The organism is Providencia sp. PROV202 (assembly GCF_028479565.1).
Taxonomy (GTDB): domain Bacteria; phylum Pseudomonadota; class Gammaproteobacteria; order Enterobacterales; family Enterobacteriaceae; genus Providencia; species Providencia zhijiangensis.
The window spans coordinates 294,420-308,507 of sequence record NZ_JAMPNV010000005.1 but is presented as its reverse complement, the minus strand read 5'-3'; the positions used below and the strand labels follow the sequence as shown (position 1 = coordinate 308,507).

At 42.8% G+C, this 14,088-nt stretch carries 9 protein-coding genes and 2 tRNA genes; 4 read left to right on the top strand and 7 right to left on the bottom strand.

The features are described 5' to 3' along the window. Positions 1 to 50: 50 nt before the first annotated feature. The 5 genes from PR799_RS04220 to nagB form a co-directional block, all read right to left on the bottom strand. A tRNA-Leu gene (locus PR799_RS04220) sits at positions 51 to 135 on the bottom strand. Between the two features lie 7 nt (positions 136 to 142). Further along, positions 143 to 219, bottom strand: a tRNA-Met gene (locus tag PR799_RS04215). A gap of 254 nt (positions 220 to 473) precedes the next feature. Next, a complete protein-coding gene (gene nagC, locus PR799_RS04210; RefSeq protein WP_154628697.1) occupies positions 474 to 1,697 on the bottom strand; it encodes a DNA-binding transcriptional regulator NagC in 1,224 nt (407 codons plus the stop codon). A 7-nt stretch (positions 1,698 to 1,704) separates the two neighbouring features. Then, positions 1,705 to 2,871, bottom strand: coding sequence for an N-acetylglucosamine-6-phosphate deacetylase (gene nagA, locus PR799_RS04205; protein WP_154628695.1), 1,167 nt, complete (start codon positions 2,869 to 2,871; stop codon positions 1,705 to 1,707). A gap of 124 nt (positions 2,872 to 2,995) precedes the next feature. Next, positions 2,996 to 3,799, bottom strand: a complete 804-nt coding sequence (nagB, locus tag PR799_RS04200) for a glucosamine-6-phosphate deaminase (protein ID WP_108479370.1) — start codon at positions 3,797 to 3,799, stop codon at positions 2,996 to 2,998. A gap of 354 nt (positions 3,800 to 4,153) precedes the next feature. Between nagB and nagE the strand changes: the two genes are divergently transcribed. The 4 genes from nagE (at position 4,154) to glnS (ending at position 10,025) form a co-directional block, all read left to right on the top strand. Next, on the top strand, positions 4,154 to 6,181 hold the full coding sequence (gene nagE / locus PR799_RS04195; RefSeq protein ID WP_272521322.1) for an N-acetylglucosamine-specific PTS transporter subunit IIBC: 2,028 nt from the start codon (positions 4,154 to 4,156) through the stop codon (positions 6,179 to 6,181). 313 nt (positions 6,182 to 6,494) lie between these two features. Beyond that, positions 6,495 to 7,247: a hypothetical protein gene (locus PR799_RS04190; RefSeq protein WP_272521321.1), complete on the top strand. Its 753-nt coding sequence runs from the start codon at positions 6,495 to 6,497 to the stop codon at positions 7,245 to 7,247. 147 nt (positions 7,248 to 7,394) lie between these two features. Beyond that, a complete protein-coding gene (locus PR799_RS04185) occupies positions 7,395 to 8,210 on the top strand; it encodes a sulfite exporter TauE/SafE family protein (protein WP_272521320.1) in 816 nt (271 codons plus the stop codon). A 147-nt stretch (positions 8,211 to 8,357) separates the two neighbouring features. Beyond that, entirely contained in the window at positions 8,358 to 10,025 is a 1,668-nt protein-coding gene (glnS, locus tag PR799_RS04180) for a glutamine--tRNA ligase (RefSeq protein ID WP_154628691.1), read from the top strand. 243 nt (positions 10,026 to 10,268) lie between these two features. Here the strand turns inward: glnS and PR799_RS04175 are convergent, their stop codons facing one another. Beyond that, positions 10,269 to 11,831, bottom strand: a complete 1,563-nt coding sequence (locus tag PR799_RS04175) for an esterase family protein (protein WP_272521319.1) — start codon at positions 11,829 to 11,831, stop codon at positions 10,269 to 10,271. A gap of 90 nt (positions 11,832 to 11,921) precedes the next feature. Then, positions 11,922 to 14,039 carry a TonB-dependent siderophore receptor gene (locus PR799_RS04170; RefSeq protein ID WP_272521318.1) on the bottom strand — a complete coding sequence of 706 codons (2,118 nt, stop codon included), beginning with the start codon at positions 14,037 to 14,039 and terminating at the stop codon, positions 11,922 to 11,924. Positions 14,040 to 14,088 lie beyond the last annotated feature (49 nt).

The following is a 14,088-nucleotide window of genomic DNA, read 5'->3' as shown; positions in this document are numbered from 1 at the left end:
CCGCTTGGCGATACCCCAATCTTAAATTCAATTTTAACCGAGAAGGAAAATGGTGCGGGAGACAAGACTTGAACTTGCACACCTTGCGGCGCCAGAACCTAAATCTGGTGCGTCTACCAATTTCGCCACTCCCGCAAAGAAATGGTGGCTATGACGGGATTCGAACCTGTGACCCCAACATTATGAGTGTTGTGCTCTAACCAGCTGAGCTACATAGCCATCTTTTTTTGCTTAACCTTCATCGGCGTTGCGGGGCGCATTATGCTAATTACAGGCAAGACAGTCAACAGCTTTTTGCACTATTTTTTAGAAAATGCGTCTGTTTGTTTGATGAATAATCATTTTGTCGATAAAGCCAGCAAAAAACAACCCCGAATTTGAAAAAATGTGATTTGTTATTATTAAGATGGTTAAAAATCACACTGGGATTTATTGCGCTATTTTGCTGTTTACCAATAAGAAAGAGCGCAAAGTTAACTTTCTAATAATCTTTGGAGCAATTCGCCGTTTAACATGGCGCGTTTTGTCAGTGCAAATGCACCAATTGCTGAATTATGAACCAGTTGCGAGGTGACAATCGGTAAGTTTTCACGGAAACCTTTTAAAGCTTGGGTATCAATGCAGCTTTGAATGGCAGGTAATAGAACCTGCTCAGCTTCAGTAATGTCTCCGGCGATCACCACTTTTTCAGGATTAAACAAGTTAATGGTGATGGCGATGGCTTTACCAATTTGGCGTCCGACGTGTTGGATAACCTCGGTTGCCAGTGGGTCGCCTTTGTTTGCGGCTTGGCAAATATGGGTAATTGAACTGGTTTCAGGGGTTAATTGGCTCGTATAGCCCTGCTCTAAACGCTGCTTCACGCGAGCTTCAATGGCTTGGTTGGAGGCGATGGTTTCTAAACAACCAAAATTACCGCAATGGCAAAGCTCACCTAGTGGGTCAACTTGGATATGCCCAATCTCCCCAAGATTACCTCGATGATTAAGAAGGATCTCTTTATTAACGACTAAACCCGCTCCAGCGCCTCTGTGGATGCGTACAAGAAGCGAGTCCTCACAATCTTGGGTGGCTCCGAAATAGCTCTCAGCGAGGGCGAGGCTGCGAATATCGTGCCCAACATAACAGGTGAGATTGAAATGCTGCTGTAGGTTATCAATCAACTGCCAATTATCCACTTTAATATGTGGCATATAGTGGACAATTCCAGAGTGCGGATTGACCAGCCCTGGCAATATCACCGAAATAGCAATCAATTCACGGATACGTCGCTGGTGCAGCGAGATAAAATCTTCAAGTGCTGCAATCAGTTTCTGTTCAACGATTTGCTGAGTAGGTTCTGTAATAGGGTAGTGCCCGTCTGCCAGCATTTTACCGCTAAGGTCATACAGGGCGATTGTGGCATCGTAACGCCCCAAGCGCACACCGATGGTATGGAAATGTTTGTATTCGGAGACGATGGATATAGCTCGACGGCCTCCGGTGGAGGCCTGCTGGTCTACTTCTTTAATTAAACCGCGTTCGAGTAACTGACGAGTGATTTTTGTGACACTCGCTGGCGCAAGTTGGCTCTGCTCCGCTATCTGAATTCTAGATATCGGTCCTTGTTGATCAATCAGGCTGTAAACGACAGCACTGTTGAGTTGTTTTACGAGATCAATATTACCAATTTGCTTTAGCGAGTGGCTTTGATTCATCAGCTAGTTACTCATTTTTATAGACTTCCTCTCCGTTTACATAAGTTGAAAGGACTTGGAAGTCTTGGTTAAAGGCAGTCAAGTTAGCCGTTTTGCCGGCTTCGATGGAACCTAATGTTGTCTCTACCCCAATGGCTCTTGCTGGGTAAAGGGTGGCCATTCTTAATGTTTCATCAAGAGGAATGCCAACATGTTCAACACTGTTTTTCACCGCATTAATCATGGTCAGGGAAGAGCCGCTCAGTGTGCCATTTTCATCGACACATAATCCATTTCGGTAGTATATGGTTTTACCTGCGAAGATAAAATGATCCATTTCACCTGTTTGGGGATCAATTCCCGCTGGTGCTGTCGCATCGGTGACTAAAACCAGTTTATCCCCTTTGAGTTGTTTACTATTGCGAATATTGGCCCATTGAACATGTAAACCATCCGCGATAATGCCAGCATAGACTTCAGGGGTATCGTAAATTGCACCAACCAGACCAGGACCGCGACCAGAAATATATGGCATTGCGTTGAATAGGTGGGTTGATGCGCGAATACCAGAGCGGAAGCCTTGACGCGCTTCTTCATAGGTTGCATTGGAGTGACCCGCTGAGACCACAATACCCGCTTCGGTTAACTGGTGGATAAAGCGTTGCTCAACAATTTCAGGTGCAAGCGTGATCATGCTAATCGCATCAGCATGTGCTGCTAAGTAATCCATCATCTCGACTGATGGCTTACGGATAAATTCTGGGTTATGAGTCCCTTTTTTAATCAAATTAATGTAAGGGCCTTCAATATGTAAACCAAGCGCTTGGTTTTTATTGCGTTTCAGATATTCAGTCATGACATCAACGCCATGCTTCATTAATTCATCTGAACAGGTAATAAGTGTTGGTAAAAAGCTAGTACACCCCGCACGCTCATTGGCTTTTTGCATGATTTCGAGGTTTTTCAATGTGACGTTTTCTTCGTTGTCATTGAATTGCACGCCGCCACAGCCATTCACTTGGAGATCAATAAAGCCAGCCGATAGAATGGCGCCTTTTAAATCTCTACGTTCGATATCGTGAGCGAGTTCGGATTCTGGGCACACCGCTTTGATGATTTCGCCATCAATAATGACTGCGTGGTTATCCAGTCTTTCGTGACCTGTAAAAATAATGCAATTAGTTAATGCGTACATAGCGTAAAACTCCTGACCGCGAGTAAAATGGGTCACCGACCCGCATCAGTATGGCGGGTCGGGTGTTCGATACTCTATCTATTTTAGGCTCTTTTAGAGACGCTCAAATAGGGTTGAGTATAAATTAATCAAACTGCTCGATATTCGAACATTCTAATTGTTTGAAATATTTGAGCGTTTTGACTTTCAATTCTAATGTTGCTGGCTCATCACAGACAATCAATGCTTTAGGATGTAGCTGCACACAGCTGATTGTCCATAAGTGGTTAACAGAACCTTCTACCGCAGCATGAACGGCATCAGCTTTGTTTGCACCCGTCGCTAATACCATCAGTTCTTTCGCATCTAATAAAGTAGCAACACCCACGGTTAATGCGTACTTAGGAACTTGATTAATATCGTTATCAAAGAAACGAGAGTTAGCTTGGCGAGTTTCTGGTGTCAGTGTTTTGATACGCGTTCTCGAACTTAAAGAAGAACCTGGCTCATTAAACGCGATATGACCATCATTACCTACACCACCCATAAACAGGTTGATTTGACCGTAGGATTTGATTTTGTCTTCATAGCGTTGACATTCAGCATCGACATCAGGGGCATTACCATTGAGTAAATTGATGTTTTCGGCTTGGATATCAATGTGATTGAAAAAGTTTTGGTGCATAAACGTGTGGTAACTTTGTGGATGATCTTTTGGAATACCAATGTATTCATCCATATTAAATGTCACGACATGCTTAAAGCTGACTTTACCTGCTTTATATAAGGCAATTAATTCTTTGTAGGTGGCAAGCGGTGTCCCGCCAGTCGGTAAGCCTAGAACGAAAGGGCGTTCAGCTGTCGGATTAAATGCGTTGATTTTATCAGCGATGTACTGTGCGGACCATACGCCAACATCATGAGCATTATTTAATGGGATAAGCCTCATGTACTTTTACCTCTAGTGTTTCTTTAAATTTATACTTGTAGGACCCCAAATCTCAATTGTGTTGATCATTTTCAACATTGTCTTATGACTGAGGTACTTGGAGTATATACAGCAAATCATATAAAAAACTTATTTTTAATCATAAAATAAGTTTTCAAGAATAGCTACTAATTTAGTCAATATTAGGTTTCTTTCGTTGACATTTATCACAGTTTCCAGCTATTTATTTTGTATCGCGAAAAAATTCATCTATTCTATGAATTGCTATAATTAAGCGACTTCGGATATATTTCCGATGCGTGAAAATAAGATCCTGAAATGGGACAAAAATAGAGCGATACAAAGGGGGAGTTTGTGAATATTCTTAGCTACTTACAGCGGATTGGTAGGGCGCTTATGGTGCCTGTCGCCGTATTACCAGCCGCCGCAATCCTAATGGGGATTGGTTATTGGATTGACCCAGATGGTTGGGGCGCCAATAGCGCAATCGCTGCGTTACTGATCAAATCCGGTGCTGCCATCATCGACAACATGTCCGTGTTGTTTGCGATTGGTGTTGCGTACGGAATGTCTAAAGATAAAGATGGTGCTGCTGCATTAACCGGTTTTGTCGGCTTCTTAGTGGTGACAACACTGTGCTCGCCTGCATCCTACTCAATGATTATGAGTGTACCAGTGGAATCCGTCCCGGCTGCATTCAATAAAATCAATAACCAGTTCGTGGGTATCCTTGTCGGGGTTCTTTCTGCTGAACTTTACAACCGCTACAGTGGCGTTGAGCTGCCAAAAGCGTTGTCATTCTTCAGTGGTCGTCGCCTCGTTCCGATTTTAACCTCATTCCTGATGATCATTCTGGCATTCATTCTGATGTATGTTTGGCCAGTGGTGTATAACGGATTAGTGGCATTCGGTGAAAGCATCAAAGACTTAGGTTCTGTTGGCGCGGGTATCTACGCCTTCTTTAACCGTCTATTAATTCCTGTTGGGTTACACCACGCACTGAACTCCGTATTCTGGTTCGATGTGGCGGGAATCAACGATATTCCTAACTTCTTAGGTGGCGCGAAGTCCATCGAAGCAGGTCTGGCAACGGTTGGGATCACGGGTCGCTACCAAGCAGGCTTCTTCCCTATCATGATGTTCGGTCTGCCAGGTGCGGCTCTGGCTATCTATCACTGTGCACGTCCAGAAAATAAAGCCAAAGTGGCGGGTATCATGATTGCAGGTGCGTTTGCTGCATTCTTTACAGGTATCACTGAACCGCTTGAATTCTCATTTATGTTCGTTGCACCAGTACTGTATGTGATCCACGCATTATTGACCGGTATCTCTGTCTATATTGCGGCAACAATGGAATGGATTTCAGGCTTCGGCTTCAGTGCGGGACTGGTGGATATGTTCTTACAGACACGTAACCCACTCGCAACTCACTGGTACATGCTGATTGTTCAAGGCTTGGTCTTCTTCTGTATCTACTACGTGATTTTCCGATTCATGATCCGCAAATTCAACCTGTTAACTCCAGGCCGTGAAGTTAGCGCGGGTGATGAGACTGTTGATGGCTATGACGAAAACGTTAGCGATGCACACAGTGATGAAAGCGAAATTCAAAAAGAAGCTCGCCAGTATATTGCTGCGGTAGGTGGTAGCGACAACATCGTTAACATCGACGCTTGTATCACGCGTTTACGTTTAGGCGTAAAAGATTCAGCGGTAGTCAACGACCCACTTGCTAAACGTATTGGTGCATCTGGCGTGATCCGCCTGAACAAGCAAAACGTGCAAGTGATTGTAGGAACTCGCGCGGAATTAATCGCTAAAGCGATGACGGAAGTGATGGCAAAAGGCCCTATTGCGGCATCTGCGCCAACGGCTGCTCCAGAAAAAAGCCAGAAAGCGGCAGCAGAAAAAGCAAAAGGTAACGCGGTTCTGTCGTTAATCGCACCCGTTAGTGGTGAAGTTTACTCATTGGATCAGGTTCCTGATGAAGCGTTCTCTAGCCGCATCGTTGGTGATGGTATTGCTATCAAACCAACCAGCAGTGAAGTGGTGGCGCCAGCTGCAGGGACAATTGTGAAAATTTTCCCAACTAACCATGCATTCTGCCTCGAAACCGCGAATGGCGTTGAACTGATTGTGCATATGGGGATTGATACCGTTGCATTAAATGGTGAAGGCTGTGAGCGTTTAGTTGAAGAGGGTGCGGAAGTTGAAGCGGGTACACCAATTCTGAAACTCGACCTGCCATTCCTTGAAGAGAATGCAAAATCAATGATTAGCCCTGTTATCATCAGTAACATCGATGACTTCGCTGGCGTTGAGATTTTAGCGAAAGGTCAGGTTACTGCCGGTGAAACCGTTATTTATCACGTATTAAAATAGTCTACGTATAGATAAAAAATACTGAGCAGTACCTAGGAAATGCCAGCTTAGTTAGCTGGCATTTTTTTATCTAAGTTATCCGTAGTTAATATCCAAAGCATTAATTCCCAAAGTATTAACTTCCAAGGCATTAATTCCTATATTAATCAATCATGTATTCGGTATAACCGAATTTAACTTTTTGGCACTTATTACTATTTTATTTCTCTTATGGCTTATTTTCTTTGAAGTAAATTTCCCTTGTTGGCGAGGCGAAAAATCATTCAAGGAAATCGGTTGGTTAAAGGAAGCTGTTTTTAAAGGAATAAATAAGATGATGTCAAAAATAACGCTCGTGAGTGAAGCTAGCGAATATGTGTTTCAAAAAATGAACCATTTTTTTCAATGTTCAGGGAATCCGATTCGCATTCGTAGAATGAACAAAGAAAATTTAAAATATTGCAATATCAGCTCGTTAGCAATGGAAGAGCCTTTAGATTGGCTTGAGTATCAAGAAATTGTTATGACCAAAGAGAGCTTTAGTTTCTGTTTTAAACTTATTAGCCGTAACCGAATTTTAGTCCGAATACCCGATAAAGCAGCGGGAGGTTGTATCTGTAGCTATGACCCTCATTGCCGTCGAGCGACAATCGAAATACTGCAAAATTTTGAGAAAAACAATAAAGCATTAGATGGAAAAATGATGGTTTACTCATTGCTGAGTATTTTATTTTTTCTCATCAAGGTCGGGGGCGAGGGGGTCTATATTAACAGCCCAGCGAACGAAGATCTTCTTGACTATTATATCGATGAATTGGGTTTTCAGGATGTTTTTAAAGATGGCAGCCTACTGTATAGCACCAAGCAGCAACTGTTTAATCTCTTTGATGCGTTAAGGGGGCAGTGGAAGCCCAAAGCAGGTCGAAATATTACTGAAATACCTAATCAGAGTGAAGAGCGACTTGCTGATGAATTTATGGGTTTGATTATCAGTGTTGCTCAAGCTATTAAGCAGATGCCTAAGGCGCCGAAAGGGGAATCCGTTGGGAAATTTGCCGATGAGCTTGATGTATGGCGAAAAAGCTAATTGATTGAATTTGCTGATATTTGTAACTTAAAGGTTATATTTGTTAATGAATTTGGCGAAATCTCAAAGCGAGTTGTCAAATCTGCATAAGCACAGGGCGGTTCTCAAGGATAAGATAAAAACTCAACCATCTTTGAGGATTGTCCTGTGGATTTACTACTTTGTTTATTTGGTTTCATTTCGGGGATCACAACAGCGCTATTCGGTTTTGGGGGCGGCTTTATTACGGTACCCCTGTTATATGCTTTAATTACCCTTGTTTGGGGACCCCGCCATGATGCCAGCGACGTTGCGATGCAAATCGCCGTCGCCACGTCCACATTTGTGATGATTTTCTCATCAAGCTTATCGAGCCGAGCACACTACCTGAAAGGGAACTTCAACTGGCAAATTATCAAACCTTTTATGCTGCCTATTTCAATGGGCGGCATTTTAGGTGCGCTCATCGCGCTATCGGTAGACAGTGAATGGATCCGCTGGATATTTATCGGTTATCTCATTATCACTATTCTCGATTGCTTTATTCGCCCTGGATTTATGCAAATCCAATCAGAAGGTAATACGTTAATAAGAGGCAAATGCATTGAGGACACGCTCATCGGTACAGTGATCGGTACCGTCGCGGCATTTTTAGGTGTGGGAGGCAGTGTGATGACCGTACCTTTGATGCGTCGCCGTGGCGCGAGTATGTTGCAAGCGGCGGCATTTGCTAACCCGCTGACGTTACCGATGGCAATCACTGGCTCCTTGATTTACTTCTATTTTGCTATGGAAAAGCACCTTGAATTAGGTTCTGGCTTCTTAGGGATGATTTATATTAAAGGCGCTTTAATTTTGATTGCTACCTCGTGGCTAGGTATTCGTTTTGCTTCGTTTTTGATGCCCTACTTGAGTGATAAACGCCATGCTCAAAGCTATCCCATTTTATTGATGGTCGTTCTTGGGGTCATGCTATTCGTATAAATAGCCTATTTTTTGATAAAAATCCCCCTTTGCCATTGCTTTTGCCGACTAACCTTAATCAAACGGTTGTTTCTGGACGTATTATGGTAGAATATATTCGGTTACTATACGAATTTAGCGCGCTTTTGGCACTGAGGAACGATGACAATGAATGAGGCAGATGCTCGCCCAACTAACTTTATCCGTCAGATCATAGATGAAGATCTGGCGACTGGGAAACACACATCAGTACATACCCGTTTTCCACCTGAACCGAATGGCTACTTACACATTGGCCATGCGAAATCAATTTGCTTGAACTTTGGTATCGCGAAGGATTATCAAGGCCAGTGTAACTTACGCTTTGATGATACTAACCCGGTCAAAGAAGATGTTGAGTATGTGAACTCCATTCAAAATGACGTCCAATGGTTAGGTTTCCAGTGGAGCGGCAACATTCGCTACTCATCGGATTATTTTGATATTTTATATCAATACGCGATTGAGCTTATCAAAAAAGGCCTTGCCTACGTTGATGAATTAAGTGCGGATGAAATTCGTGAATACCGTGGCACATTAAAAGAGCCGGGTAAAAACAGCCCTTACCGTGAACGCCTGATTGAAGACAACTTAGCGTTATTTGAGAAAATGCGTGAGGGTGGCTTCGAAGAAGGTAAAGCGTGTTTACGTGCAAAAATCGACATGGCATCACCATTTATGGTTATGCGCGATCCGGTTTTGTATCGAATTAAATTTGCAGAGCATCACCAATCTGGCAACAAGTGGTGCATCTATCCGATGTATGACTTCACCCACTGTATTTCTGATGCGCTGGAAGGTATTACACACTCGCTGTGTACATTAGAATTCCAAGACAACCGCCGTCTGTATGATTGGGTATTGGACAACATCACTATTGATTGTCATCCACGTCAGTACGAATTTTCTCGTCTGAATCTTGAATACACAGTGATGTCTAAGCGTAAGTTAAACCAACTTGTGACTGAAAAACACGTTGCTGGTTGGGATGATCCACGCATGCTGACAATTTCAGGTTTACGTCGCCGTGGTTACACAGCGGCTTCAATCCGTGAATTCTGTCGTCGCATCGGTGTTACAAAACAAGATAATAATGTTGAAATGGCTGCATTAGAATCTTGCATCCGTGATGACCTAAATGACTCAGCGCCACGCGCAATGGCAGTTATCGATCCAGTACGTTTAGTGATTGAAAACATGCCAGCAGGGGAAGAAATTCTGAAAGCGCCAAATCACCCGAACAACCCAGACATGGGAACGCGTGAAGTGCCATTTAGCAATGAGCTGTATATTGACCGTGCAGACTTCCGCGAAGAAGCTAACCGCCAATATAAGCGTTTGGTATTAGGTAAAGAAGTGCGTCTGCGTAATGCTTACATCATCAAAGCAGAGCGCGTAGAAAAAGATGCAGAAGGCAATATTACGACTATCTTCTGTACCTACGATGCAGGCACATTGAATAAAGACCCTGCTGACGGTCGTAAAGTTAAAGGCGTTATTCACTGGGTAAGCGCAGCACATGCATTGCCAGCGGAAATTCGTCTGTATGACCGCCTATTTACTGTACCAAACCCAGCAGCTGAAGATGATTTCTTATCAGTGTTGAACCCAGAATCTCTGGTCATTCGCCAAGGTTTTGTTGAACCAAGCCTGCGCGATGCGCCAGCAGAAAAAGCGTACCAGTTTGAGCGTGAAGGTTACTTCTGTGCAGATAACAAGCTGAGCAGTGCGGATAAGCTGGTGTTTAACCGTACGGTTGGGTTGCGTGATACTTGGGCTAAGATTGAGTCTAACTAAATCCTCGTCATACTTCGCGCTGTAGCTGTGTTTGGCTGCATTCACTAACCCTAGGCACATACTTGTGTATGCTCCTAGGGATTAGCTCACTTGCCGCCTTGCTACAACGTGAATTATTTGATGATTGTTGAGAACAGCCTAAGAAAAAACAGTTTATTAACCCCCAATAGTTGGATTGCCAATTATTGGGGGCTTTTTATATCAAAATACTGCTGTGGAGATTGCTGATCACTCACAGAAGATTCAGCGTTGGCTTGTGAAATCGTTCAATCCATAGACCAATGCTTCTACCCAAGCAGCATAATCATGACCACTTGACCATGAATGGAAGCTGGTTTTGTAGTTTTTATCTCGCAAAACATGTTCAAGTCCTTGGCTATTAAGCCAAATGCCGCCATCAGCACCTTGGTTTTCAAATAATCCTGCTTGTATCCAGAAACTGATCGGATAATGTGGCGATTGCTGATATTGACGAGTTAACCATCCTGGCTTTTCACCCTCAGGTGCCCACCAGTACGAGCCAGATAGGCTCAGCACATGACTAAATTGGTTTGGATATCGCAATGCGACCCAGGACGATGCCAATCCTCCATAACTTGCGCCAGCCACAATCGTCTTTTCATTATTTATTTCAATACCATTTTTGCTCACCCAAGGTAGCAGTTCCAGTGCCATAAAATCAGCAAAAGCTTGATTTGGAGGGAGTTCCTTGGAACGACGTTTACTATCCAGACTATCTATAAAGACAATATTAATCGGGGGTAATTGATGATGAGCAATCAAACCATCAATTACATTGGCGGTGTGATATTTATCCTGCCAAATTTGGCCATCAAACAAAAATAATGTCCAACTAACCGGCGTTGTCGCTTTTGGGCGATAAAGAATGATTTCTCGACTATTTCCAAGGAATTCACTTTTTAGTGTATGTCGAGTCAAAGAGCCATGGCGTATAGGCTGTTTCATTGTATCGCGGGTAAAATACCGTGAGGGTTTTAAATCAAGTAAAGATGATGTGTTCCACTTATCATCATTTTCTATACTCATCGTCGTGGGATTTAAAGGGTCGGCTTGTGCACTGACCAAAATAGCACGGCGTTGTTCACGCGCATTGCCATCTATTTTAGGAACGTCAGGCGCCAATTGATATTGCATACGCGTATCTGCAGGGACCACGTAGCTGCGAAACCATACATCGGAGTCACCAAGTTTAAACATGGGATCATGATCACCTGCCGGAGACCCTAAAATAAACACATTACCGCGTGCTGCACGCCACAAAAAAGTGACTCGTTTATGGGATGTATCTACAGGTTCAACTAAAGGTGTACCGATGAGTTGTTGTTTTTCCCAAAATGCATCTGTTGTTCCTCCTGCTGCCAGCTCCTTTGCGAGTTGCTGTAAAGTAGGACTAACCGGGTCAAGTTTTCGCATGCGATTGAGTGGCTGAGTTTCTGTCATTTGCCAGTTAAACTGCCATTTACTACCGTTGTTTCCATATAATACTAATGATGAAACTTGCCCCGTTGGGGATGAAAAAAGTAGCGATTTTTCTCCATCAGGAGGTCCTGCTTCCAATAACGTGCGTAAATGATGGTTTTGCTGATCGAGCAATTGTGCCCCCGTTGCCCCCTTTAGTGTGGCAACCACATAGTTTTCATTAAGCTCTGGAAGCATAAAGCAAACCTTACCCTCTGAATCGAATACACCTTCCTGAACCCCTTGAAGAGGCAGTTCGTTGCAAGGCGCGGCTATTGCGGGTGCTGCACTCAAAGCGACCATGACGTAAAGCAAAACAGACTTCATGAGCCCTCACTTTCAAGTTAATCCTTATTATTAATGGGATAACAAAGGCTACATCTCAATTTGTCGTAGCCTTTGTTCTTACTCTTTGTTTTACCAAGCGTAATCAAACGTGACAGTACCAGTACGGCCTATGCCATAAAAGCAGGCATCACTCATACCACAGGATGAAACATAATGTTTATCCATTAAGTTATTCACGTTTAACTGTATCGTTGCGCCTTTCAAAGATGGTGAAATATTGGCGAGTTCATAACCCACCATCGCATCGTAAAGTGTTACTCCAGGTACAGAAAAGCTATTATCCGCTCCTGCTTTGCTGGACCCGATATAGCGCACTCCCGCTCCGGCTTTCAGTCCATTCAGCATCCCTGAGTTTTCTTCATATTGTCCCCAGACAGAGGCCATATTTTTAGGGATTCGAGGAAATTCTTTTCCTTTTTCAGCACTGTTTGACGTTTCAAGCACTTTGGTTTTGGTATATGAATATGCCCCTGTAACAGCAAATTTGTCGGTAAGCTTACTGTTTATCTGGGCTTCCACACCTTTACTTTCACCTTTACCGATTAGCGTCATATAACCTAACTCAGAGTCGTATTTAGGAATATTTTTTTGCTCGATATGATAGAGAGATAAGGTCGCCAGCGTTTTTTGGTCAGGGGTGAGGTACTTGATACCGATTTCCGTTTGTTTTGCTGTTTTAGGATCAAACGGTTTACTTTCTGGCTTTCTGTTGGTTGCAAGATTTGGCTCAAAAGAGGTGCTGTAGCTAATATAAGGGGAAATACCATTATCAAATGAGTATAACACCCCAACTAAGCCTGTTAGTTTGCCATCATTTTGTTGCGAGTTGTCACTGTTCGTTCTGTCTATCGTTTTTACTTCAATCCAGTCATATCGGGTACTAGCTAATAAGTTCCAGCTATTCCATTCGATTTGGTCTTGAATATAAATACCGATTTGATCGCTTTTTTGTAACTGGTCGGTGAATAGCGTCTGCTTGGATTCATCAATTTTCTGGTATTGGGGATTACGCCAATCAATATCATAATTGCCGCTTCTGTCGCGCCAAAACTGTTTATCCTCTTTAGTCCATTTGTAATCGACGCCGACTAATAGTGTTTGATAACCCCCCCCATTATCAATGTCGAAATTTAAATGAGTATCAACACCAAATGTATTGAGTTTTGTTTTTTCGTGCTGAGCCATTCGTTTTAGTACATAAGGATAGTTTTTAGCTTCACTTGCTAAGGTGTTAAATACTAAATAATTATATTTTTCATCAATTTCTGCGTAGCGTGCCTTTTGTACCAATGAAATTTGATCACTAAAATTATGTTCAAATTCATATCCAATACTATGTTGTTTTTGTTTGGAAATATTATAGTCAGGATTGCTTATATTGAAGTCTTGTGGAATTTTTCCTTCTGGGGTTGATTCTAGAGTGCCAACTTTAGGAAGAAAATTTCGATAACCATTTTTCGGTGAGTTCTGTAGATAAGCCAAAAGAGTGAAAGTAGTGTCTTCATTTAGGAATGTTATTGCAGGTGCAATAGCATATTTTTCTTCCTCATAGTCTCGTACCTGAGTATCTTTCTTTTTTGCCAAGCCATTTAAACGGTAGAGGATATTTCCATCATCCGTTAGCTGGCCACCGAGATCAAAAAATCCTTCTGTTTTATTTCGATTACCGACTCGTAACTGAATTTTATTGATGCTCTGTGCGGTTGGTTTTTTACTTGTCATGGCAATAACCCCACCAGGGCTTATTTGTCCATATTGCACAGATGCCGGTCCTTTAATCATCTCAATTCTGTCTAGAAACCAAGGCTCGGTTGTGCCCATTGACGAGGACGCATTTCCGCCAAAAGGAATGCCATCTAGAATTTTGTTCGCATAATCAAAACCACGACTAAATACCTCATCATTGCGATTCGAATCACCACGGTATTCTGTAACCACACCTGGTGTATACCTCAGTGCATCCACAACGGTTTCTGCTGCTCTGTTTTCTATTTGGGTTTTGGTCACCACATTTACTGTCTGTGGTATTTTCGTTATCTCAGTCTCATTTTTTGTTGCAGAAGACGTCGTTGTTGCGGTGTATGAATCACTTGAGCTTGGTGTAGTGACAACCAGAACATCAGTTGCTGAAGCGAATGGCGAAACTATTAACAGTGATAGCGCTGATAGCTTATTTTTCTTTAACATAGCAATACCTGTTCATCCCTATTTTCAACGTGAAATTTAAGACGGTGTG